A 21651-nucleotide genomic window follows, 5' to 3' on the forward strand; every position below is an offset into this window, starting at 1 on the left:
GCCTCAGCGTGCGAGCTTGAGCCAGAGCGCCCCGAGCGGCGGGAGGGTGAGCACGGCGGATGCCGGGCGGCCCGACCAGGGATCCTCGGTGGCGATGACCCCGCCGAGGTTGCCGACGCCCGAGCCGCCGAAGGCCTCGGCATCCGTGTTGAGCAGTTCCTCCCAACGGCCAGCGGCCGGCAGCCCGACACGGTAGTCGGCGTGCGGCGCTCCGGCGAAGTTGATGATGCAGGCGATCGTCTCGCCGTGCCCGTCGGTACGCAGGAACGACACCACGTTCTGCTGCGCGGCCCCGCCGTCGATCCAGAAGAACCCCGCCGAGTCGTTGTCGAGGGCCCAGAGGGCCGGATGCTCGCGGTAGACCCGGTTGAGTGCTCCGACGAGGTCGAACAGCCCGCGGTGGCTCGGCTGGTCGAGGATCCACCAGTCCAGCCCGCGCTCCTCGCTCCACTCCGATGCCTGGCCGAACTCCTGGCCCATGAACAACAGCTGCTTGCCGGGATGCGACCACATGAACGCGAGGAAGACTCGCACGTTGGCGAGTTGCTGCCAGTGATCGCCCGGCATCTTGGACAGGAGCGAGCCCTTGCCGTGCACGACCTCGTCGTGGCTGATGGGCAACATGAAGTTCTCGCTGAAGGCGTACACGAGCGAGAAGGTGATCTCGTTGTGGTGGTAGCTGCGATACATCGGGTCCTCGTGGATGTACTGCAGGGCGTCGTGCATCCAGCCCATGTTCCACTTGAACCCGAACCCGAGGCCACCGCTCGAGGTGGGACCGGTGACCCCCGGCCAGCTCGTGGACTCCTCGGCGATCATCACGATCCCCGGGTTGCGCTTGTACGCCGTAGCGGTCGCCTCCTGCAGGAAGGAGATGGCTTCGAGGTTCTCGCGTCCGCCGTAGATGTTGGGCTCCCACTCGCCGGCCTCGCGGGAGTAGTCGAGATACAGGATCGAGGCCACCGCGTCCACGCGCAGGCCGTCGACATGGAACTCCTCGAGCCAGAACAGCGCGTTGGCGACGAGGAAGTTGCGCACCTGGCGTTGACCGAAGTCGAACACCAGGGTTCCCCAGTCCTTCTGCTCGCCGCGGCGAGGATCCGGGTGCTCGTACAGGGCCTGCCCGTCGAACTTCGCCAGCGCCCACTCGTCCTTCGGGAAGTGGCCGGGCACCCAGTCCATGATGACGCCGATGCCCGCCTGGTGCAGACGGTCGATGAGGTAGCGCAGGTCGTCGGGGTGTCCGAGGCGGCTCGTGGCTGCGAAGTATCCGGTCACCTGGTAGCCCCACGACCCGCCGAACGGATGTTCCGCCAGAGGGAGGAACTCGACGTGGGTGAAGCCCAGTTCGCCCACGTACTCGATGAGCTGGTCGGCCGCGTCCCGGTAGGACAGGCCGGGTCGCCAGGAGCCGAGGTGGAGCTCGTAGACGCTCATCGGGCCGCTGTGCGGATCGCGCGAGGAACGCGCGGCCATCCAGTCGCCGTCGTTCCAGACGTAGTGGGAGTCGGAGACGACGGACGCGGTCGACGGGGGCACCTCGGCCTGCGACGCCATAGGGTCGGCGCGGCGAACCCAGTCGCCGGCCTGGGTGAGCAGTTCGAACTTGTACAGGGCTCCGGCGCCGAGGTCGGGCACGAACAGCTCCCAGACGCCTGATGAGCCCATGTTGCGCATCGCGTGGGCGGCGCCGTCCCAGTCGTTGAAGTCGCCGATGACCCTCACGGCCTGCGCGTGCGGCGCCCACACGGCGAACGCCGTTCCGTCGACCGCCCCGCTGACGCCCCAGTGGTCCCGGTGGTGCGCGCCGAGGACGTCCCAGAGCCGCTCGTGCCGTCCCTCGCCGATGAGGTGCAGGTCGAGTTCACCGAGCGATGGGTGGAACCGGTAGGGGTCGTCGGCCGTCCATACGCTCCCGTCCTCGTACTGGGTCTCGAGCAGGTAGTCCTGCTGGCCCAGGATGCTGAAGCCCTGCCAGATGCCGTCGCCGATGTGGGCGAGTTCGACGTGGGCTCCGGTGGAGAGAACAGCACTGACCGCGCGCGCGAGGGGGCGGCGGGCCCGGATGACCGTGACGGGGTCGGCGATGCCGGGCGCGGCGACGACGTGTTGCCCGAGCACCGAGTGCGGGTCGTGGAACGAGCCGGCCGCCACCGCCGCGAGCAGGTCGGGCGAGAGCTCAGGGAGGGCGATGGCCGCCGATCCGTCGTCGTGGCTCATGCGTCGGCTCCGTTCACCTGCAGGATGTGCACCGGGTTGGTGAAGGCGTCGAGACGCACGTAATTGTGCGGTCCCCACGTCCATTCGTCGCCGGTGACGAGGTCGACGACCCCGAAGGACGTTTCGTCGCCGAGGCCGAGGGCGGCGGTGTCGACGTGCACGGTGGTCTCGCGGACGGAGTGCGGATCGACGTTGACGACGACGAAGACCGTGTCCGCCGATCCGGTGCCGGTGAATTCAGCGGGCAGGTGCTTGCTGAAGGCGAGGATCGCCGGGTCGTCGGTGTGATGGAAGCGGATGTTGCGGAGCTGCCGGAGCGTGGGGTGCTCGGCGCGGATGCGGTTGAGGATGCCGATGAACAACGCGAGCGACCGGCCGGCGGTCTCGGCCGCTGCGAAGTCGCGGGGCCGGTACTCGTACTTCTCGTTGTCGATGGACTCCTCGGCGCCAGGGCGTGCGACGGCCTCGAACAGCTCGAACCCGGAGTAGACCCCCCACAGGGGCGCGGCCATCGCCGCGATCGCCGCGCGGATGGTGAAGGCGGCTGGTCCTCCGAACTGCAGGTACTCGGTCAGGATGTCCGGCGTGTTGACGAACAGGTTGGGACGCATGAAGTCGGCGGTGGTCGTGGAGACCGAGGTCAGGAACTCCTCGAGCTCCTCCTTGGTGTTGCGCCAGGTGAAGTAGCTGTACGACTGCTGGAATCCGACCTTGGCGAGCGCGCGCATGAGCGCCGGGCGAGTGAACGCCTCGGCCAGGAACACCGCGTCGGGGTATTCGGCGTTGACGGTGCCGATGATCCACTCCCAGAAGTCCAGAGGCTTGGTGTGCGGGTTGTCGACGCGGAAGATGCGGATGCCCTGCCCGATCCAGTGCCGCAGGATGCGCAGCGACTCGGCCCGGATGCCCTCCGGATCGTTGTCGAAGTTGATCGGGTAGATGTCCTGGTACTTCTTGGGCGGGTTCTCGGCGTAGGCGATGGTGCCGTCGGGGAGGGTGGTGAACCACTCCGGGTGCTCGGCGACCCACGGATGGTCGGGCGAGGCCTGCAGGGCGAAGTCGAGCGCGACCTCCAGGCCGGCCTCTTTCGCCTTCTTGAGGAAGTAGCGGAAGTCGGTCGGTGTGCCGAGATCGGGGTGGATGGCGTCGTGACCGCCCTCCGCCGAACCGATGGCCCACGGCGATCCGGGGTCGTTCGGACCGGCGTCGAGCGTGTTGTTGGGTCCCTTGCGGAATGCCCGGCCGATGGGGTGGATCGGCGGCAGGTAGAGCACGTCGAAACCCATGGCGGCCACCTGAGGGAGACGAGCGGCCGCGGTGCGGAACGTTCCGCTCTTCCAACTGCCGTCGGGTCGGCGCTTGGCGCCCTCGGAGCGAGGGAAGAACTCGTACCAGGCTCCGACCCCGGCGCGGGTGCGCTCAACGCGGATGACGCGCTGGGCGGAGTGCGTCGACAGGCGGGTGACGGGGTGATGGTGCAGGGCGAGTCGCAGGCGGTCGGCGTGCGCGAGCGCCAGACGATCCACGGACGGCGTCCCGACATCCGTCATCGCCTGCGACGCCGTCTTCAGGGCGCGACGTTCCGCCTGACGCCTTTCGGCATCGAGAGCGGCACGTGCGAACAACTCGGAGCCGATGAGGAGCATGAGCTCGACGTCGATGCCGGCGGGGATCTTGATGTCGGCGTCGTGGAGCCACGACAGATAATCGTCGGCGAAGGCGCGCACGCGCCAGCGGTACTCGCCCACCTCGTCGAGACGTGCCGAGGTCAGCCAGCGGTCGGTTCCCGTCGGACCGGCCACCATCCGTCGGGTCTCGGTCACCCCGGACGGCGAGGTCAGGAGCAGTTCGACGCCGATGCGATCGTGCCCCTCGCGGAAGGCCGTCGCGGCGAACGGGACCACCTCTCCCGCGAATGCCTTGGCCGGCCAGAGGTCGTCGGCAAGCTGCGGGGAGAGGTCGAAGACCGGGATACGTCCGGCGCGGATCTGTGGCGAACTCACCCCTCGACCGTAGCGCCATCCGGCCGAGGGCGGGCGCGGTTGCGGTTTACGCGCCCGTCATGCGATGACCCTAGGGTGGGTCGGGTGAAGGCCATCCGCAAGTTCACCGTCCGTGCCGTCCTGCCCGAGCGGCTCTCCGCGCTCGAACCGCTCGCCGCCAACCTGCGCTGGTCGTGGCACGAGCCCACCCGGCGCCTGTTCGAGCGCATCGATCCCGCCGTCTGGCAGAGCGTGGGGCACGACCCGATAGCCCTTCTCGGCGAGGTGGGCCGCGAACGTCTCGACGAGCTCGCCACCGACGACGGCTACGTCGACGAGGCCTGGCGCCTCCGCGACGAGTTGCGCTCCTACCTGGATGAGCCGCGCTGGTACCAGGGCCTCGAGGGAGACAAGCCGGAGCGCATCGCGTACTTCTCGCCGGAGTTCGGCATCGCCGCAGCGCTGCCGCAGTACTCCGGCGGACTCGGGATCCTCGCCGGGGACCACCTCAAGGCCGCATCCGACCTCGGCGTGCCGCTCGTCGCCGTCGGCCTGTTCTACAAGGCGGGCTACTTCAGCCAGTCCATCTCGGCTGACGGATGGCAACTGGAGAGCTACCCGACCCTCGACCCCGACGGGCTGCCGCTGTCCATCCTGCGCAATCCCGACCGCTCGCCGGTGCAGATCTCGCTCGCGTTGCCCGGCGATCGCACCCTGCACGCGCGCATCTGGCAGGCCGAGGTCGGCCGCGTGCGACTCCTGCTGCTCGACACCGACATCCCCGAGAACACCGATGAGCTCCGCCAGATCACCGACCGTCTCTATGGCGGCGGGGGAGAGCATCGGCTCCTCCAGGAGATCCTGCTCGGCATCGGCGGAGTGCGCGCCGTCTGCGCCTGGGCGGAGCTGACCGGATCGAGCGAGCCGCAGGTGTTCCACACCAACGAGGGCCATGCGGGGTTCCTCGGCCTCGAGCGCATCGCCGACCTCATCGGCGAGGGGTTGCTGTTCGCCGAGGCACTCGAGGTCGTCCGTGCCGGAACAGTGTTCACCACCCACACGCCCGTGCCTGCCGGCATCGACCGCTTCGACTCCTCGCTCGTGGAGCGGTACTTCGACACCGGACTGCTGCCGGGTGTGCAGGCATCCGATGTTCTCGCCCTGGGCGCCGAGACGTATCCCGGCGGAACGGCGGGCGTGTTCAACATGGCCGTCATGGGCCTGCGGCTCGCGCAGCGCGCCAACGGCGTTTCGAAGCTCCACGGTCGCGTGAGCCGCGCGATGTTCTCGGGACTGTGGCCGGGATTCGACGTGGACGACGTGCCGATCGGCTCGGTCACCAACGGTGTGCATGCGCCGACCTGGACCGATCCGTTGCTGCAGGACCTCGCCGAGCGCGTCTTCGGCACGGCTGACACCGCGCGCGTCGATTGGGCCAACTACGACGCCGTGAGCGACTTCGACCTGTGGGGTGCCCGTTCGACGATGCGCGCCGGGCTCGTCGCGGACGCACGCGCGCGGACCGCGCGGTCATGGCGCGGACAGAATCCGTCGGGCGGGATGCCGAGTTGGATCGGCGAGATCCTCGACCCTGACGTGCTCACCATCGGCTTCGCCCGGCGTGTTCCCACCTACAAGCGGTTGACGCTCATGTTGCACGACCGCGAACGGCTGCGTTCCCTGCTGACCGATCCGGCCCGACCCGTGCAGATCGTCGTCGCCGGCAAGTCGCATCCCGCCGACGACGAGGGCAAGAGGCTCATCCAGGAGCTCGTCCAGTTCGCAGCGGAGCCCGACGTCCGCGGACGCCTGGTGTTCCTGCCCGATTACGACATCGGCATGGCTCAGACGCTGTATCCGGGCACGGATGTCTGGCTCAACAACCCCCTGCGACCGCTCGAGGCCTGCGGCACGTCGGGCATGAAGGCCGCCCTCAACGGCGTGCTCAACCTGTCCATCCTCGACGGCTGGTGGGACGAGTACTTCGACGGTGAGAACGGCTGGGCCATCCCGTCATCCGACTCGTCCGATCCCGAGGAGCGCGACCGGCGCGAGGCGGAGGCGCTCTACGACCTCATCGAGCACGAGATCGCCCCCCGGTTCTACGATCGCGACCAGGACGGCCTGCCTCGCCGCTGGATCTCCTCGATCCGTCACACCCTCGCGGTCTACTCCTCGGAGTTGTCGGCCGAGCGCATGGTGCGGCAGTACACCGAGGACCTCTACCGACCCGCGGCCTTGGCCGAGGCAGCGCTCAGCGCGTCGCACTTCGAAGCCGGCCGCGAGCTCGCGGCGTGGCGAGCCCGCGTCGTCGAGGCGTGGCCCCGCGTGTCGGTGTCGCATGTCGAGTCAGGTGGGGTCGCCTCCGTCCCTCAGGTGGGCGACGAACTCCACCTCCGCGCCCACGTCGAGCTCGGCGGCCTCGCGCCAGAGGACGTCTCCGTCGAGGCGGTCTACGGTCGCAGCGGAGAGGACGGACTGCTCGTGGACACGGCCGTCCAGGCGCTGGAGCCCACCACGGGCAGCTCGGCGGCCGGTTCGGCGACGGTGTTCACCGGCACCGTGAACCTGGCGCGTGCGGGCGGGTTCGGCTATTCGGTGCGGGTGCTGCCGAAGAACGCGTTGCTCGCCTCGCCGGCCGACCTGGGGCTCATCGCCGTCGCGCACTGATGGGCGCGTAGACAGCCCCCGTCGCCGCACAGAGGTCGTCGGGGGCGAGCTCGATGTCGAAACCGCGCCGACCCCCGGAGACCAGCACCGTCTCGAACAGGATGGCCGTCTCGTCGACCACCGTGCGCAGTGGGGTCTTCTGGCCGATGGGGGAGATGCCCCCGACCACGTAGCCGCTCCTTCGCTCGGCGAGGCGCGGGTCGGCGAGCGTCGCCTTGCCGCCCCCCGCCGCGACGGCCAGCGCTCTCAGGTCGAGCATGGCGGTGACCGGAACGACGCCGACCACGAGCGAGCCGGCCACCTCCGCCACGAGGGTCTTGAACACCCGGTCGGGGTCGACGCCGAGCTTCTCGGCCGCCTCCTCGCCGAAGTTCGTCGAGCGGGGGTCGTGCTGGTAGACGTGCCCGACGAAGGGGATGCCCGCCGCGTCGAGCGCGGCGGTGGCCGGCGTGCCCGGCGCATCCGGATGCCGAGCCATCACTCGTGGGCCCGGAACAGCTGCATCGAGGCAGCCGCGACGGGCAGTTCCTGGCCGGGCGCGAACTCCCGCTCCCGTCCGCGCATGTCGTCGTCTGCCGAGTCCCAGAGCAGCGTGTAACCCGTCACCTCGGCGTGCTCGGGCAACGTGACCGAGGAGTCGGACTCCACGGCATGGATGACGAGGAGGATGCGGTTGAACTCCTCGAATTCGGGTGTCGACGCGGCCAGATACTGCAGGGTGCGCTCGTCGGGCGAGCGCCAGTCGTCCTCCGACATGGACAGCCCGTCGTCGTTGTACCAGTCGACCTGAGAGGCGCTGGGCACGGTCTCGCCGAACCGGCCGAACCGGACCGGACGCAGAGCCGGGTTCTCCCGGCGCAGGCGCAGCAGCGTCCTGGTGACCGCGTGAAGCTCCTGCTGCCAATCCGCGCGGTCCCAGCTCAGCCAGGTCAGCTCGCTGTCGTGACAGTAGGCGTTGTTGTTGCCCCGCTGCGAGCGGCCGAACTCGTCGCCGGCCGTCAGCATGGGGACTCCCGCGGAGAGGAGCAGGGTGCCGAGCAGATTGCGCATGGCGCGTCGACGCGCCGCGAGCACGGCAGCATCGTTCGTCGGACCCTCGACTCCGTGATTGAAGGAGAAGTTGTTGTCGCTGCCGTCCCGATTCGACTCGCCGTTGCCCTCGTTGTGCTTGCGGTCGTACGCCGTGAGGTCGGCGAGGGTGAAGCCGTCGTGGGCTGTGATGAAGTTGAGCGACGCGAGCGGGCCGCGCTCGGGCGAGAAGGTGTTGGATGAGCCGGCCAGCCGGGTCGCGAACCGACCGATGCCGCTTCCCGCCCCGCCCGCTCGACGCGCGCGGGCGAAGTCGACGAGCCAGAAATCGCGCATCCGGTCGCGATAGCGGTCGTTCCATTCCGTCCACCCCGGTGCGAACGCCCCGGTCTTCCAGCCGTCCGGGCCGACGTCCCACGGCTCGGCGATGAGCGTGCGCGTCGAGAGGACGTCATCGGTGCGGATCGCCTCCAGGAGCGGATGCCGAGGGTCGAATGACCCATCGGCTCCCCGGCCGAGCGTCGCGGCCAGGTCGAACCGGAATCCGTCGATGTGCACCTGCTCGGCCCAATACCGCAGGGAGTCCAGCACCAGACGGATCGGGGCTGGCCTGCCGAAGTCGAGGGTATTGCCGCATCCGGTCGTGTCGATGTAGCGCCCGTTCGCATCCTGGCGGTAGTAACCGAGGTTGTCGATGCCGCGGAAACTCGTGACAGGACCCGCCGGTCCCTCCTCGGCCGTGTGGTTGTAGACCACGTCGAGGAACACCTGGATGCCGGCCGCGTGCAGTGAACGCACCATCTCCTTGACCTCGCGCAGCACGGCCGTCGGGCCGCCGGTCTGGGCGGTCGCGGTGGCGTAGCGGGCGTGCGGGGCGAAGAAGCTCAGGGTGTTGTAGCCCCAATAGTTCTCCAGCCCCTGCTTCACGAGGCGCTGCTCCGAGGTGTAGGCATGGATCGGCAGCAGCTCGACGGCGGTGATGCCGAGGTCGGTGAGGGCGGCGATGGACGCGGGATGCCCGAGCCCGGCGTAGGTGCCGCGCAGTTCGGCGGGCACGGCGGGGTTGAGCTTGGAGAAGCCGCGCACGTGCAACTCGTAGACGACGGTGTGATCGAGGGCGGTGCGGGGAGCTTCGACTCCCTTCCAGTCGAACGATTCGTCGACCGCGACGCTACGCCAGCTGGAGCCGACGCGCACGAGCCCCCGAGCGTACGGATCCAGCAGCGGTCGGCGCGGCTCGAAATGGTGCGCCGGCCCCGCCGGACCCGACGCCTGGACGGCGTAGGCGGTGCCGGCCGTCAGGCGGTCGGAACGCGCATGCCAGACGTCGTCGTGATCTCGCGTCATGTCGACGGTCTCGACCACCCAGGTCGGGTCGGTGTGATCGTAGACGGCCAGACGCATCGACTGGGCCGACCCGGACCACACCCGCACGCCGCCACCATCGGCGTCCACCGCTGGTCCGAGCGGAGCATCTGCGGCGGCCATGCGTCCTACAGTAGTGAGCGTGCCGGTCTACCTCGATCACGCCGCGACCACGCCCATGCGACCCGAGGCCGTAGCCGCCTACGTCGAGGCGGCGGCCGTGGTCGGCAACCCGTCGTCGATCCACAGCTCCGGCCAGAACGCCCGCCGCGTGCTCGAGGAGGCGCGGGAGTCGCTCGCCGAGTCCCTCGGATGCTCGCCCATCGAGGTGATCTTCACGAGTGGGGGCACGGAAGCCATCAACCTCGCCATCAAGGGGCTGTTCTGGGCTCGTAATGGACGTCGCATCCTCGTACCGGGAGGCGAGCACCACGCGACCATCGACACGGTGGAGTGGCTCCAGCGGCACGAGGGGGCGGCCGTCGACTGGCTGCCGCTCGACCCGGTCGGGCGGGTGGACATCTCAGCCGCTTCAGCGGCCTTCGTGGACGGTGAGCCGATCGCGCTCGCGACCATGCTCTGGGCCAACAACGAGGTCGGCACACTTCAGCCGGTGACGGAGGTCGCCGCTCTCGCCGCACGAGCGGGCGTTCCCCTGCACGTCGACGCGGTCGCCGCCTTCGGGCACGTGCCGGTGGATGCGGCCCAGGTCCGTCGTGCATCGCAGTCCGGCGCCGGGACGGGTCTGGTGGCCCTGAGCGTTTCGGCGCACAAGATCGGTGGTCCGGTCGGCGTCGGCGCCCTTGTGCTCGACCGCTCGGCCGTGCTGGAGCCGCTGCTGCATGGTGGCGGGCAGCAACGTCAGGTGCGATCCGGAACGCAGGATGTCGCGGCGGCGGTGTCCTTCGCCGCGGCGGCCCGCGCATCCGTCGCCGAATTGGCCGACGAGGCCTCGCGCGTGCGACTGCTTCGCGAGCGTCTCGTGGCCGGCGTGCGCTCCGCCGTTCCCGATGTCGTCGTGAACGGGGTGGATGATGCGTCTGCGCGGCTGCCGGGCACGGCTCACTTCGCGTTCGCCGGCGCACAGGGGGATTCGCTGCTGTTCCTTCTCGACGCCGCCGGTGTCGCCGTGTCGACGGGATCGGCGTGCCAGGCCGGCATCCCCGAGCCCTCTCACGTGCTGCTCGCGATGGGGCGGGACGAGGCGACGGCACGCACCGCGTTGCGCGTGACGCTCGGTCGCACGACGACGGATGCCGATGTCGATGCGTTCCTCGCGGCTCTTCCCTCCGCGCACGCTCAGGCTCGTCGCGCCGGGCTCTCGTAGAATCAGGCCATGCGAGTTCTTGCGGCCATGAGCGGTGGCGTCGATTCCGCCGTGGCGGCGGCACGAGCGGTCGACGCCGGACACGACGTCGTCGGCGTGCACCTGGCGCTGAGCCGCATGCCCGGAACGCTGCGCACGGGATCCCGCGGATGCTGCACCATCGAGGACTCGATGGACGCCCAGCGTGCGGCGAACCTCATCGGCATCCCGTACTACGTCTGGGACTTCTCGGAGCGGTTCAAGGCCGATGTCGTCGACGACTTCATCGCCGAGTACTCGGCCGGCCGCACCCCGAACCCCTGCATGCGCTGCAACGAGCGCATCAAGTTCGCCGCCCTGCTCGAGAAGGCCCTCGCCCTCGGTTTCGACGCCGTCTGCACCGGCCACTACGCATCGATCGTGACGGATGCCGACGGCAACCGCGAACTGCATCGCGCGGCGGCGTGGGCGAAGGACCAGTCCTACGTCCTCGGCGTGCTCACCACCGACCAGTTGGCGCACGCGATGTTCCCGCTCGGTGCGACGCCGGCGAAGGCGGAGGTGCGGGCCGAGGCTGCCGCCCGTGGGTTCAGCGTCGCGAGCAAGCCCGACAGCCACGACATCTGCTTCATCCCCGACGGAGACACCCGCGGCTGGCTCGCCGAGCGGGTGGGCGCGCAGACGGGCGAGATCCTCGACCGCGACGGCGCCGTCGTCGGCTCGCACGAGGGAGCCCACGCCTTCACCGTCGGACAGCGCCGCGGCCTGCAGATCGGCACGCCGGCCGCCGACGGCAAGCCCCGTTTCGTCCTCGAGGTGCGCCCGAAGGACAACACGGTCGTCGTCGGCCCCAAGGAGGCCCTCGACATCGCCCTCATCGCTGGCTCGCGGTTCACCTGGGCGGGACTCGCCCCGGCGGATGCCCGCACTCCGTTCGAGTGCGAGGTGCAGATCCGCGCACATGCCGATCCGGTTGCCGCGAGCGCCGTTGTAGCAGTCGGTCCAACGGGCGGAGACGAGCTCGTCATCACGCCGCACGTCCCCCTCAACGGCGTCGCGCCGGGGCAGACGGCAGTCGTCTACGTCGGCACGCGCGTGCTCGGGCAATGCACGATCGATCGGACGGTCAGCGCCGTTCCGGTCGCCCTCTGACCTTGCCCGGCGTGTCGGTGGGCGTCCCTAGACTGAACGCGTGAGCTCCGATGCATCCGCGACGCCCGCCACCGATGAGCAACTCGGGGCCCTGAGCCTCGAGCAGGCATCGGATCGAGCCGGTGAATTGACCAGTGTCATCCTCGAGGCGCGCGATGCGTACTACGAGCAGGACGCCGCGCGCTGGTCCGACCAGGAGTACGACGCCTTCATCCACGAGCTCGAAGCGCTCGAGCGGCTCTTCCCGGCCGTGCAGAGCCAGGACAGCCCGACGCTGACCGTCGGAGGGCGTGCGGACTCGACGCTGTTCGACCCGGTGCAGCACGCGGAACGGATGCTGAGCCTCGACAACGTCTTCTCCATCGAGGAGTTCGAGTCATGGGCGGCCAAGGTCGAGCGCGATTCGGGTCGCCGCGTCGACTACCTCTGCGAACTCAAGATCGACGGGCTGGCCATCAACCTCCGCTACGAGCGAGGAGTCCTCGTCACGGCCGCCACGCGCGGTGACGGCGTCGTCGGCGAAGACGTCACCGAGAACATCCGGTACATCACGGCCATCCCCGAGAAGCTGGCCGGAAGCGGGCACCCCGACCTGGTGGAGGTGCGCGGCGAGGTGTTCTTCCCGGTTGAACTCTTCCGCGAGCTCAACGCCGCGCAGGCCGCCGCCGGCGATCGCGTGTTCGCCAATCCGCGCAACGCGGCCAGCGGATCCATGCGGCAGAAGGCCGAGGGCAAGACGGAGGCGCAGCTCGCTCTGATGCACGATCGGCTCTCGAGGCTCCGCATGCTGGTGCACGGCATCGGCGCGTGGGCCGACCCGCCCGTCGCGTCCCAGTCGGAGACCTACGAGCTTCTCAAGAGCTGGGGACTGCCCACGTCGCCCTATTACCGCGTCGTTCCGACGGCCGGGGATGCGGCGGACTTCATCCGCTACTACGGAGAGCACCGCGACAGCGTCAGCCACGAGATCGACGGCATCGTCGTCAAGGTCGACGAGCTCGCCCTGCACGACGAACTCGGAGCGACCAGCCGAGCGCCGCGTTGGGCGATCGCCTACAAGTACCCGCCGGAGCAGGTCAACACGAGACTTCTCGACATCGTCGTGAGCGTCGGGCGCACCGGGCGCGCGACGCCGTTCGCGGTGATGGAGAAGGTGAGGGTCGCCGGCAGCGAGGTGAGGCAGGCGACCCTCCACAACCAGGATGTCGTCGAGGCCAAGGGCGTGCTGATCGGTGACACCGTCGTGCTCCGCAAGGCCGGCGACGTCATCCCCGAGGTGCTGGGGCCGGTGGTGGAGCTCCGCGACGGCACGGAACGCGCCTTCGTCATGCCCACGAACTGCCCCGAGTGCGGCACCGCGCTGGCTCCCGCCAAGGAGGGCGATATCGATCTGCGTTGCCCGAACGCTCGCAGTTGCCCGGCCCAGGTACGCGGTCGCGTCGAGCACATCGGCTCGCGCGGCGGTCTCGATATCGAGGCCCTCGGCGAGGTCTCCGCGGCGGCGCTCACCCAGCCGCAACGACCCGAGGTGCCGCCGCTGGTCACCGAGGCGGGCCTGTTCGACCTCTCCGTCGACGAGCTGACGCCCATCGAGGTGGTCGTTCGTGACGCCGAGACGGGCCTGCCCAAGGAGGACGCGGATGGCGCCGTGCGCGTCCGCACCCCGTTCACCCGCAATGCGAGCGCGTCGGAACGACGCGAGGGGCTGTCGGGTCCGCAGCCGTCGGCGAGTGCCATCAAGCTCCTGTCCGAGATCGAGAAGGCGAAGACCAAGCCGCTCTGGCGCATCCTGGTCTCGCTCAGCATCCGCCACGTCGGGCCGGTTGCCGCGCGGGCCCTGGCCGACTGGTTCGGGTCGCTCGACGCCATCCGTGCCGCCAGCCGCGACGAACTCGCCCAGGTGGAGGGAGTCGGCGGCATCATCGCCGACGCCGTCATCGACTGGTTCGCGGTGGACTGGCATGTGGACATCGTGGATCGGTGGGCCGCTGCCGGCGTGCAGTTCAGCACACCCGGCCACTTCGGCCCGGGTGCGGCGGAGACGACGGGCGGGGTGCTCGCCGGCCTCACCGTCGTCGCGACCGGATCCCTCGACGGCTTCTCCCGCGAGGGAGCGCTGGAGGCCATCATCGCGGCTGGCGGCAAGGCCGCGTCGAGCGTGTCGAAGAAGACGGACTATGTGGCGGCAGGGCCTGGTGCCGGGTCCAAGCTCACCAAGGCCGAGGAGCTCGGGGTGCGCGTCATCGACGCCGCCCAGTTCGCGCTCCTGCTGAGCGGCGGGCCGGACGCGATTGCCGAGACATCGGCGTGAACGTGCCTCGGTAGACTGGAATCAGCCCCCCGCACATCGATACCGACGGAGAACCATGTCCGGAATCAGCGCAGAACAGGTAGCGCATCTCGCCAGCCTCGCCCGCATCGACCTCACCGACGACGAGATCGCGAGCCTGACCACCGAGCTCGACCAGATCGTCGCATCGGTCGCCAAGGTCACCGAGGTCGCGACTCCCGAGGTGCCGGCCACGAGCCACCCGATTCCGCTCGAGAACGTCTTCCGTGACGACGTCGTGGGCGAGACGCTGACGGTCGAGCAGGCCCTCGCCGGAGCGCCCGACCACGACGGGTCGCGGTTCCGCGTCTCGGCGATTCTGGGGGAGGAGCAGTGAGCGACGACATCCTGCGCCTGAGTGCCGCCGAGCTCGGAGAGCGGCTCGCCGCCCACGAGATCAGCTCGGTCGAGGCGACCCAGGCTTCGCTCGATCGCATCGCCGCCGTCGACGGGGGAGTGCACGCCTTCCTCCACGTGGCCGCGGACGACGCGATCGCCGCCGCGGCCGACGTCGACAGCCGACGCGCGTCGGGTGAGAAGCTCGGCCCCCTCGCCGGCGTGCCCATCGCCATCAAGGACGTCCTCGTCACCGAAGGCATGCCGACGACAGCCGGCTCGCGCATCCTCGAGGGCTGGATCCCCCCCTACGACGCGACGACGGTGCGCCTGGTCCGCGAGGCGGGCATGGTCCCTCTCGGCAAGACCAACATGGACGAGTTCGCCATGGGGTCGAGCACCGAGCACTCCGCGTTCGGCGCCACCCACAACCCGTGGGCGCTCGACCGCATCCCCGGCGGCTCCGGGGGAGGGTCGGCCGCGGCCGTCGCCGCGTTCGAAGCGCCCATCGCGCTCGGCAGCGACACCGGTGGATCCATTCGCCAGCCCGCTCACGTCACGGGAACCGTTGGCGTGAAGCCCACCTACGGTGCCGTCAGCCGCTACGGCGCGATAGCGATGGCATCCTCGCTCGACCAGATCGGACCCGTGAGCCGCACGGTGCTCGATGCAGCGCTGCTGCACGACATCATCGGCAAGCACGACCACCACGACTCCACGTCGCTGCGCGACCGCTGGCCGTCCATGGCCGAGGCGGTGCGCACCGCGGATGTCGATGGCCTCCGCATCGGCGTCATCCGCCAGCTCGACGGTGAGGGCTTCCAGCAGGGGGTGCTCGACAGCTTCCACGCCGCGCTCGACCTGCTCGAGGGCGCCGGCGCCCACATCGTCGAGGTCAACACCCCCAACTTCGAGTACGCGATCTCGGCGTACTACCTCATTATGCCCGCCGAGGCATCCAGCAACCTCGCCAAGTTCGACTCGGTGCGCTTCGGCCTGCGGGTCACCCCGGAGGGCGGAGGAACCGTCGAGGACGTCATGTCGGCCACCCGCGACGCCGGGTTCGGCTCCGAGGTCAAGCGCCGCATCATCCTGGGCACCTACGCCCTGTCCGCCGGGTACTACGACGCCTACTACGGCAGTGCGCAGAAGGTGCGAACGCTCGTCCAGCGCGACTTCGACGCCGCCTTCGCCCACGTGGACGTGCTGGCCTCCCCGACGGCGCCGACCACGGCGTTCAAGCTCGGCGAGAAGCTCTCCGACCCCATGGCGATGTACCTCAACGACATCGCCACCATCCCGGCGAACCTCGCCGGTGTACCGGGCATCTCCCTCCCGGCCGGCCTGGCCGCGGAGGACGGACTGCCCGTCGGCATCCAGTTCCTCGCACCCGCCCGGGCCGACGCGCGGCTCTACACCGTCGGCGCCGCCCTTGAGAAACTGCTCGAGGAGCAGTGGGGCGGCCGATTGCTCGACCAGGCGCCCGACCTCACCCAGCTGATCGCCGCCCAGGAAGGTGCCCGCTGATGGCCCGCGCAGAACTGATGGACTTCGACCAGGCGCTCGAGCTGTTCGAGCCGGTGATGGGTTTCGAGGTGCACGTCGAGCTCAACACCAAGACCAAGATGTTCTCCGATGCCCCCAACGTCTTCGGATCGGAGCCCAACACGAACATCACGCCGACCTGCCTCGGGCTTCCCGGCTCGCTTCCGGTCGTCAACGCCCAGGCGATCCGCTACTCGATCAGCCTCGGCTTGGCCCTCGGCTGCTCGATCGCGCAGACCAGCCGGTTCGCGCGCAAGAACTACTTCTACCCCGACACGCCGAAGAACTACCAGATCTCGCAGTACGACGAGCCCATCGCGTTCGAGGGCTCCGTCGACGTCGAACTCTCCGACGGCCGGGTCGTGAGCGTTCCGATCGAGCGCGCCCATATGGAGGAGGATGCCGGCAAGCTCACCCACGTCGGCGGATCCACCGGTCGCATCCAGGGCGCCGAGTACTCGCTCGTGGACTACAACCGGGCGGGTGTCCCCCTCGTCGAGATCGTCACCAAGCCGATCTACGGCGCCGAGCACTCCTCACCCGAACTGGCGAAGGCGTACGTCTCGACCATCCGCGACATCGTCGTCTCGCTCGGCATCTCCGACGCGCGCATGGAGCGCGGCAACCTGCGCTGCGACGCCAACGTCTCGCTGCGCCCCCGCGCGGCCGCCGGTGAGCCGGCCGCACCGCTGGGCACCCGCACCGAGACCAAGAACGTCAACTCGCTGCGCTCCGTCGAGCGGGCCGTGCGTTACGAGATCCAGCGGCAGGCCGCCATCCTCGCCGCCGGCGGAAGCATCACCCAGGAGACGAGGCACTGGCACGAGGACACCGGCACCACGAGCGCCGGCCGGCCCAAGAGCGACGCGGACGACTACCGGTACTTCCCCGAGCCCGACCTGCTTCCGGTCGTGCCGTCGGCCGAGCTGATCGACGAGCTGCGCGCGGCGCTGCCGGAACCCCCGGCCGTCCGTCGTCGCCGGCTGAAGGGGGAGTGGGGCTTCTCCGACCTCGAGTTCCAGGACATCGCCAACTCCGGCCTTCTGGTCGAGGTCTCCGAGACGGTCGCGGCGGGAGCCACCCCCGCGGCGGCACGCAAGTGGTGGACGGGCGAGATCGCCCGCCTCGCGAACGCAGCCGGAACCGATGCCGCCTCCCTGGTCACCCCGACACAGGTCGCCGAGCTGGCCGCCCTCATCGATGACGGAACCCTCACCGACCGTCTCGCCCGACAGGTGCTCGAGGGGGTCGTCGCCGGGGAGGGCTCCCCGGCCGAGGTGGTGGCCTCCAGGGGCCTCGCGGTGGTGTCGGATGACGGCGCACTGATCGCCGCGATCGACGAGGCACTCGCCGCACAGCCCGATGTCCTGGCGAAGATCAAGGACGGGAAGGTTCAGGCGGCCGGCGCGGTCATCGGTGCCGTCATGAAGGCCATGAAGGGTCAAGCGGATGCCGCCCGCGTGCGCGAACTCGTGCTCGAGCGGGCCGCAGCCACGGAGTCCTGAGGCACTCGCTCAGCCCCGTTCCAGCAACGGCGGCGATCGTCTCGACTCCCGTTCGGAAACCCCGCCGCAGGGACTCAGGAACGGAGCTCGTCGTCTTCGAGGAGGCGCGCCAGCGTGGTCTCGCCGAGCCCGGCCATGGGCGGGTTCGACGTGCGGTAGTACCAGACGAGACCCATCGCCTGCTGGAACGCCCACGCAGCGCCGCGCCGCCACTCGACCTCACCGGCTGAGAGAGCGTCACGCAGCACCGCTCGCGTCCGCGCATCGAACAGGTGCCAGGCGCAGACGAGATCGAGGGACGGGTCCGCCGGACCGAACGATCCCGCGTCCAGCACCCCGTTCAAGCGATCGTCGGCGGTCAGGATGTTCCACGGTGTCAGGTCGCCGTGGGTCATCACGGCGGATGCACCGTCGGGGAGCTCTCGAAATCGTTCCCAGAGGGCGCGTAGAGGCTCGCCATCCGAGAACTGTTCGGTCCGCTCGATGCATTCGAGCACGTACGCATCGTGATCACGGAGGATGCCGCCACGTCCTCGGCCTCGGAAGCGCCGGCCTCGCGTCGGGGCCGAGCGCAACGTTCGGATGAGCTCCGCCAGATCCTGCGCGAGTGCGGCGGACGCTGCGACACTGACCGGTGACGCGACCTCCCCGTCGAGCCACGTCTGCACCGCCCACGGCATCGGGTACCCGACACCGGGACGTCCCAGGGCGACAGGCATCGGTGCTGGGAAGGGACTCACCGCTGCGAACTCGGCCAGCGCCCCCGCCTCCCGCTCCAGCTCGGACCGGGCGAGGGTCGGGTCCGTCCTCTGCAACGGCAGACGCGCCGTGAGGTCGTGGCCGATGCGGAAGATCGCGTTCACCGTACCGCTGCCCGAGATCGGCTCGATGGGCAGTCCGCTCCATTCGGGATACTGGGCGTCGACGAGGGCGCTGACGAGCTCGGCGTCGACGTGCAGCTGGTTGGCGTGCATCTGCATGTGGCAATCCTGCAGCAGGGCGGACGCCGGGTGATGCGCGATTCTCAGGAGTGCTCGGTACGCTCCGCAGACGGACACGTGAAGGAGACGACCATGGGATTCCTCGATCGACTGATGGGCCGCGAGGAGCCGCAGCGGCAGCCGGCGCGACCGGATGCTCCGCGCTCCGACGACGAGATCGCCGTCGAGCGCTACCGCTATCTGCTGCGGACCGCCCCGCCCGAGACCATCGAGCAGGTTCACGAGGAGGCGTTCGCTAAGCTGACGCCCGAGCAGCGCGCCCAGGTCTTCCGTGACCTCAGCGCCGCGGCGCCAGCTGGCGAGGCCCCTCACGCCGACGATGCGCGCAGCCTGGCGCGGGCCACCACGCGAGCCGAGATGCGGGCGCCGGGATCGGCGGAGCGCGCGTTCGGCGGCGGCGGGATGGGCTTCGGATCGATGCTCGCGTCGTCGATGCTCGGCACGATCGCCGGGTACGTCATCGGGTCCGCGCTGGTCAGCGCCTTCCTCCCGGGCCCCGATGCGTTCGCCGCCGATGGCTCGGGTGCCGACGGCTCGGGAGCGGACGGGTCAGGAGCGGACGGGTCAGGCGCCGACGGTTCCGGAGGGGATGGCTTCAGCGCCGACGGATCCGGTGCCGGCAGCGTGGATGCCGGGGGCGCCTACGGCGGCGACGGAAGCGGTGGCGACTTCGGGGGCGGGGACTGGGGTAACGGAGGCGACTTCGGAGGCGGCGATTTCGGCGGCTTTTGAGCTCCCGACGCGTTGTCGGCTGCAGCCGTTAGGGTCATAGCAGATGAGCAAGCAGGACGGCCGGTCGCGGCAGGTGAACGAGACGCCGGTCGACGACACCGGCGCCGACATCCTGCACATCGACATGGATGCGTTCTTCGCGTCCGTCGAACTGCTGAGCAGGCCCGACCTGCGCGGAACGCCCGTCATCGTCGGCGGTCTGGGCCCGCGATCCGTCGTGTCGGCGGCCAACTACGAGGCGCGCCGTTACGGCGTGAACTCCGCCATGCCCATGTCGGTCGCCCTGCGCCGGTGCCCGAACGCGACGGTCCTTCCCGGCAGTTACGCGCTGTACCAGCAGTACTCCGCTCAGGTCATGGACATCTTCGGCGACTTCACGCCGCTGGTAGAGAAGCTCAGCGTCGACGAGGCGTTCCTCGACGTGCGCGGTGCTCGCCGCCTGCACGGCAGCCCCTCGCAGATCGCGACGGCCATCCGGGCCCGGGTGTTCGCCGAGACCGGACTCACCTGCAGCGTCGGCGCCGCGGCGAGCAAGTTCGTGGCCAAGGTCGCCTCGAGCCGCTCCAAGCCCGACGGACTGCTCGTCGTGCCCCCCGACCAGACGCTCGCCTTCCTGCGCCCGTTGCCCATCAGCGCCCTCTGGGGCGTCGGTCCCGCCACCGAGCAACAGCTCGAACGGCTCGGGCTCCGGCTGGTGGGAGACGTCGCCGACACGCCGTACGAGGCGCTGCGTCGAGCAGTCGGGGAGGCGCTGGCCACTCGGCTGCAGCACCTGGCGAACGGCGACGACCCGCGCTCGGTCTCCGTCCATCGTGAGGAGAAGAGCATCGGGCACGAGGTGACCTTCGGCTACGACGTGACGGAGGATGCAGATGTCCGGCGCGCCATGCTCCGCCAGTCCGATGACGCCGCCGCGCGTCTGCGCGCGGCCGGGCTGCTCGGCCGCACGGTCGTACTCAAGGTGCGCTTCACCGACTTCACCACCATGACCAAGTCGCGCACCCTCTCCGAGCCCACCAACGTCGGTCGGCGCATCTACGAGGAGGCCGTGGCGGCGTGGGAGGCGAGCGGCGCGGCCGGTCGGCGCATCCGTCTCATCGGCGTGCGGGTCGAGCAACTCGGCGAGGGCGGCCCGGGCCTCGGCCTGTGGGACCCCGACGAGGACTGGCGCGACGCCGAGGCCGCCGTCGACGAGGTGAGCGCGCGGTTCGGTCGCGGCAGTGTGAAACCGGCCGCGCTCATCCGTCCGTCATCCGATCGCTGACCCCTATCGGCCAGCACGAGCGCGGGGTAGCGTGAACGCATGACGAACCTCGTGACCCAGCTCGCAGACTCAGCCAAGGACTTCGGCGTACAGGCCGCATACGGTGACCCCGTGGAACTCGGCGGTTCGACGATCATCCCGGTCGCACTGGTCTGGTACGGCTTCGGAGGCGGCAGCGTCGATGAGGCCACCGGCGACTCCAAGCTCGCCACCATGAAGGGGATCGGCTCCGGCGGCGGTGGTGGCGGATACTCCGTGCCCATCGGCGCCTACATCAGCCGCGGCGGCATCACCCGGTTCGATCCCAACATCATCGCGCTGCTGGCCGTGGGCATCCCGTTCGTCGCCTCGACCGGCTGGGCTTTGAAGAAGGTCATCCGCGCGCTCAAGCACTAGCTCTCGCGAGTCGCCCGCCCCGCGGGGCTAGACTCGACGCGAACACGGGAGTCCGGTGAACCGGGCTGAGAGGAAGGTTTTTTCAACCTTCGACCGTCGAACCTGATCTGGATCATGCCAGCGCAGGGAGGCAGAACTCCATCCCGTGCCCTCTTTTCTCAACGAAAGGGCACGATCAGTGCAGAACGACAACCGCACCATGACGGCGGATACAGCCCCGTCGACCCGCATCCGCTCCCGACGCTGGCGCGTCGTGGACATCGTCATCGCCGCCGTGCTCGGTGTCGCCATCGGGCTCGTGTTCTGGGCCTGGAACGCCATCGGCGGCCTGTGGTACGAGGGCATGAACGCCCTCACCCCGGGTTTCGGCGGCATCGCTGTCGGCATCTGGCTGATCGGTGGCGTGGTCGGAGGCCTCATCATCCGCAAGCCGGGAGCCGCGGTCCTGGTCGAGGTGATCGCGGCGATCGTCTCAGCGCTCATCGGCAATGCCTGGGGCATCTCGACCATCTACTCCGGTCTAGCGCAGGGGCTCGGGGCCGAGATCGTGTTCGCGTTGTTCGCCTACCGGTTCTTCGGCCCGGGGGTGGCCGCTCTCGCCGGCGCTGGCGCAGGCGCCGGGGCGTGGCTGCTCGAGTTCTTCCTCTACGGCAACATCGCGAAGAGCGTCGAGTTCAACACGATTTACCTCGCGTCGCTGCTCGTCTCCGGCGCGATCCTGGCCGGCCTGCTGGGCTGGGTGCTGGTGCGCGGCCTCGCCTCCACCGGTGCGCTCTCGCGGTTCGCCGCCGGGCGGGAATCGGGCCGGGAGGCCTGAGC

The 21651-nt window shown here is 69.6% G+C and carries 16 protein-coding genes and 1 riboswitch; of the genes, 11 read left to right on the forward strand and 5 right to left on the reverse strand.

Annotated elements, in window-relative coordinates; all coding sequences use genetic code 11:
* Nucleotides 1-3: 3 nt before the first annotated feature.
* Nucleotides 4-2220: a 1,4-alpha-glucan branching protein GlgB gene (glgB, locus tag E6C70_RS02680; RefSeq protein WP_136421985.1), complete on the reverse strand. Its 2217-nt coding sequence runs from the start codon at nt 2218-2220 to the stop codon at nt 4-6.
* Nucleotides 2217-4223 carry an alpha-1,4-glucan--maltose-1-phosphate maltosyltransferase gene (locus tag E6C70_RS02685; RefSeq protein WP_207670025.1) on the reverse strand — a complete coding sequence of 669 codons (2007 nt, stop codon included), beginning with the start codon at nt 4221-4223 and terminating at the stop codon, nt 2217-2219. The genes glgB and E6C70_RS02685 overlap by 4 nt, the downstream gene beginning before the upstream one ends.
* 84 nt (nt 4224-4307) lie before the next feature.
* Between E6C70_RS02685 and glgP the strand changes: the two genes are divergently transcribed.
* Entirely contained in the window at nt 4308-6872 is a 2565-nt protein-coding gene (glgP, locus tag E6C70_RS02690; protein ID WP_136421987.1) for an alpha-glucan family phosphorylase, read from the forward strand.
* Here glgP and ybaK read toward each other — a convergent pair.
* Together ybaK and glgX are read right to left on the reverse strand one after the other, a co-directional pair.
* A complete protein-coding gene (gene ybaK, locus E6C70_RS02695; RefSeq protein ID WP_136421989.1) occupies nt 6853-7350 on the reverse strand; it encodes a Cys-tRNA(Pro) deacylase in 498 nt (165 codons plus the stop codon). The two genes, glgP and ybaK, sit on opposite strands and share 20 nt — an antisense overlap.
* A complete protein-coding gene (gene glgX, locus E6C70_RS02700; protein WP_136421991.1) occupies nt 7350-9389 on the reverse strand; it encodes a glycogen debranching protein GlgX in 2040 nt (679 codons plus the stop codon). Before glgX ends, ybaK begins: the two co-directional genes overlap by 1 nt.
* A gap of 19 nt (nt 9390-9408) precedes the next feature.
* On the opposite strand from glgX, the gene E6C70_RS02705 reads away from it, so the two are divergent.
* From E6C70_RS02705 to gatB, 6 genes are read left to right on the forward strand one after another with little or no spacing between them, the layout of a single operon-like run.
* Complete coding sequence (locus E6C70_RS02705) at nt 9409-10593, forward strand: cysteine desulfurase family protein (RefSeq protein WP_136421992.1); 1185 nt, start codon at nt 9409-9411, stop codon at nt 10591-10593.
* A gap of 9 nt (nt 10594-10602) precedes the next feature.
* Nucleotides 10603-11724, forward strand: coding sequence for a tRNA 2-thiouridine(34) synthase MnmA (gene mnmA, locus E6C70_RS02710; RefSeq protein ID WP_136421994.1), 1122 nt, complete (start codon nt 10603-10605; stop codon nt 11722-11724).
* A gap of 40 nt (nt 11725-11764) precedes the next feature.
* Nucleotides 11765-14035: an NAD-dependent DNA ligase LigA gene (gene ligA, locus E6C70_RS02715; RefSeq protein WP_136421996.1), complete on the forward strand. Its 2271-nt coding sequence runs from the start codon at nt 11765-11767 to the stop codon at nt 14033-14035.
* 55 nt (nt 14036-14090) lie between these two features.
* Nucleotides 14091-14390 (forward strand): Asp-tRNA(Asn)/Glu-tRNA(Gln) amidotransferase subunit GatC, encoded by a 300-nt coding sequence (gatC, locus tag E6C70_RS02720; protein ID WP_136421998.1) that lies wholly within the window; start codon nt 14091-14093, stop codon nt 14388-14390.
* On the forward strand, nt 14387-15916 hold the full coding sequence (gatA, locus tag E6C70_RS02725) for an Asp-tRNA(Asn)/Glu-tRNA(Gln) amidotransferase subunit GatA (protein WP_136422000.1): 1530 nt from the start codon (nt 14387-14389) through the stop codon (nt 15914-15916). The genes gatC and gatA overlap by 4 nt, the downstream gene beginning before the upstream one ends.
* A complete protein-coding gene (gene gatB / locus E6C70_RS02730) occupies nt 15916-17439 on the forward strand; it encodes an Asp-tRNA(Asn)/Glu-tRNA(Gln) amidotransferase subunit GatB (RefSeq protein WP_136422002.1) in 1524 nt (507 codons plus the stop codon). The genes gatA and gatB overlap by 1 nt, the downstream gene beginning before the upstream one ends.
* 74 nt (nt 17440-17513) lie before the next feature.
* On the opposite strand, the gene E6C70_RS02735 is transcribed toward gatB, so the two are convergent.
* Nucleotides 17514-18419 (reverse strand): phosphotransferase, encoded by a 906-nt coding sequence (locus tag E6C70_RS02735; RefSeq protein WP_136422003.1) that lies wholly within the window; start codon nt 18417-18419, stop codon nt 17514-17516.
* Between the two features lie 93 nt (nt 18420-18512).
* Here E6C70_RS02735 and E6C70_RS02740 point away from each other — a divergent pair, with 93 nt between their 5' ends.
* The 4 genes from E6C70_RS02740 (at nt 18513) to E6C70_RS02755 (ending at nt 21649) form a co-directional block, all read left to right on the forward strand.
* Nucleotides 18513-19172, forward strand: a complete 660-nt coding sequence (locus E6C70_RS02740; RefSeq protein ID WP_136422006.1) for a hypothetical protein — start codon at nt 18513-18515, stop codon at nt 19170-19172.
* Between the two features lie 43 nt (nt 19173-19215).
* The gene (gene dinB, locus E6C70_RS02745) at nt 19216-20436 is read left to right on the forward strand and encodes a DNA polymerase IV (RefSeq protein WP_136422007.1); all 1221 of its coding nucleotides are present in this window, start codon (nt 19216-19218) and stop codon (nt 20434-20436) included.
* A gap of 39 nt (nt 20437-20475) precedes the next feature.
* Nucleotides 20476-20832 (forward strand): hypothetical protein, encoded by a 357-nt coding sequence (locus E6C70_RS02750; protein ID WP_136422009.1) that lies wholly within the window; start codon nt 20476-20478, stop codon nt 20830-20832.
* A gap of 34 nt (nt 20833-20866) precedes the next feature.
* A riboswitch (TPP riboswitch) is annotated at nt 20867-20978 on the forward strand.
* A 53-nt stretch (nt 20979-21031) separates the two neighbouring features.
* Nucleotides 21032-21649, forward strand: coding sequence for an ECF transporter S component (locus tag E6C70_RS02755; RefSeq protein ID WP_136423681.1), 618 nt, complete (start codon nt 21032-21034; stop codon nt 21647-21649).
* The last annotated feature ends 2 nt before the right edge of the window (nt 21650-21651 follow it).

The sequence above is a fragment of the Orlajensenia flava genome (assembly GCF_004801905.1).
Taxonomy (GTDB): domain Bacteria; phylum Actinomycetota; class Actinomycetes; order Actinomycetales; family Microbacteriaceae; genus Orlajensenia; species Orlajensenia flava.

Bases quoted from the DNA above. Each gene is read 5' to 3' on its own strand.
- glgB (WP_136421985.1), bottom strand. From the start codon at position 2,220: ATGAGCCACGACGACGGATCGGCGGCCATCGCCCTCCCTGAGCTCTCG.
- ybaK (WP_136421989.1), bottom strand. From the start codon at position 7,350: ATGGCTCGGCATCCGGATGCGCCGGGCACGCCGGCCACCGCCGCGCTC.
- glgX (WP_136421991.1), bottom strand. From the start codon at position 9,389: ATGGCCGCCGCAGATGCTCCGCTCGGACCAGCGGTGGACGCCGATGGT.
- mnmA (WP_136421994.1), top strand. From the start codon at position 10,603: ATGCGAGTTCTTGCGGCCATGAGCGGTGGCGTCGATTCCGCCGTGGCG.
- gatC (WP_136421998.1), top strand. From the start codon at position 14,091: ATGTCCGGAATCAGCGCAGAACAGGTAGCGCATCTCGCCAGCCTCGCC.
- gatB (WP_136422002.1), top strand. From the start codon at position 15,916: ATGGCCCGCGCAGAACTGATGGACTTCGACCAGGCGCTCGAGCTGTTC.
- E6C70_RS02735 (WP_136422003.1), bottom strand. From the start codon at position 18,419: ATGCAGATGCACGCCAACCAGCTGCACGTCGACGCCGAGCTCGTCAGC.
- E6C70_RS02740 (WP_136422006.1), top strand. From the start codon at position 18,513: ATGGGATTCCTCGATCGACTGATGGGCCGCGAGGAGCCGCAGCGGCAG.
- dinB (WP_136422007.1), top strand. From the start codon at position 19,216: ATGAGCAAGCAGGACGGCCGGTCGCGGCAGGTGAACGAGACGCCGGTC.
- E6C70_RS02750 (WP_136422009.1), top strand. From the start codon at position 20,476: ATGACGAACCTCGTGACCCAGCTCGCAGACTCAGCCAAGGACTTCGGC.
- E6C70_RS02755 (WP_136423681.1), top strand. From the start codon at position 21,032: ATGACGGCGGATACAGCCCCGTCGACCCGCATCCGCTCCCGACGCTGG.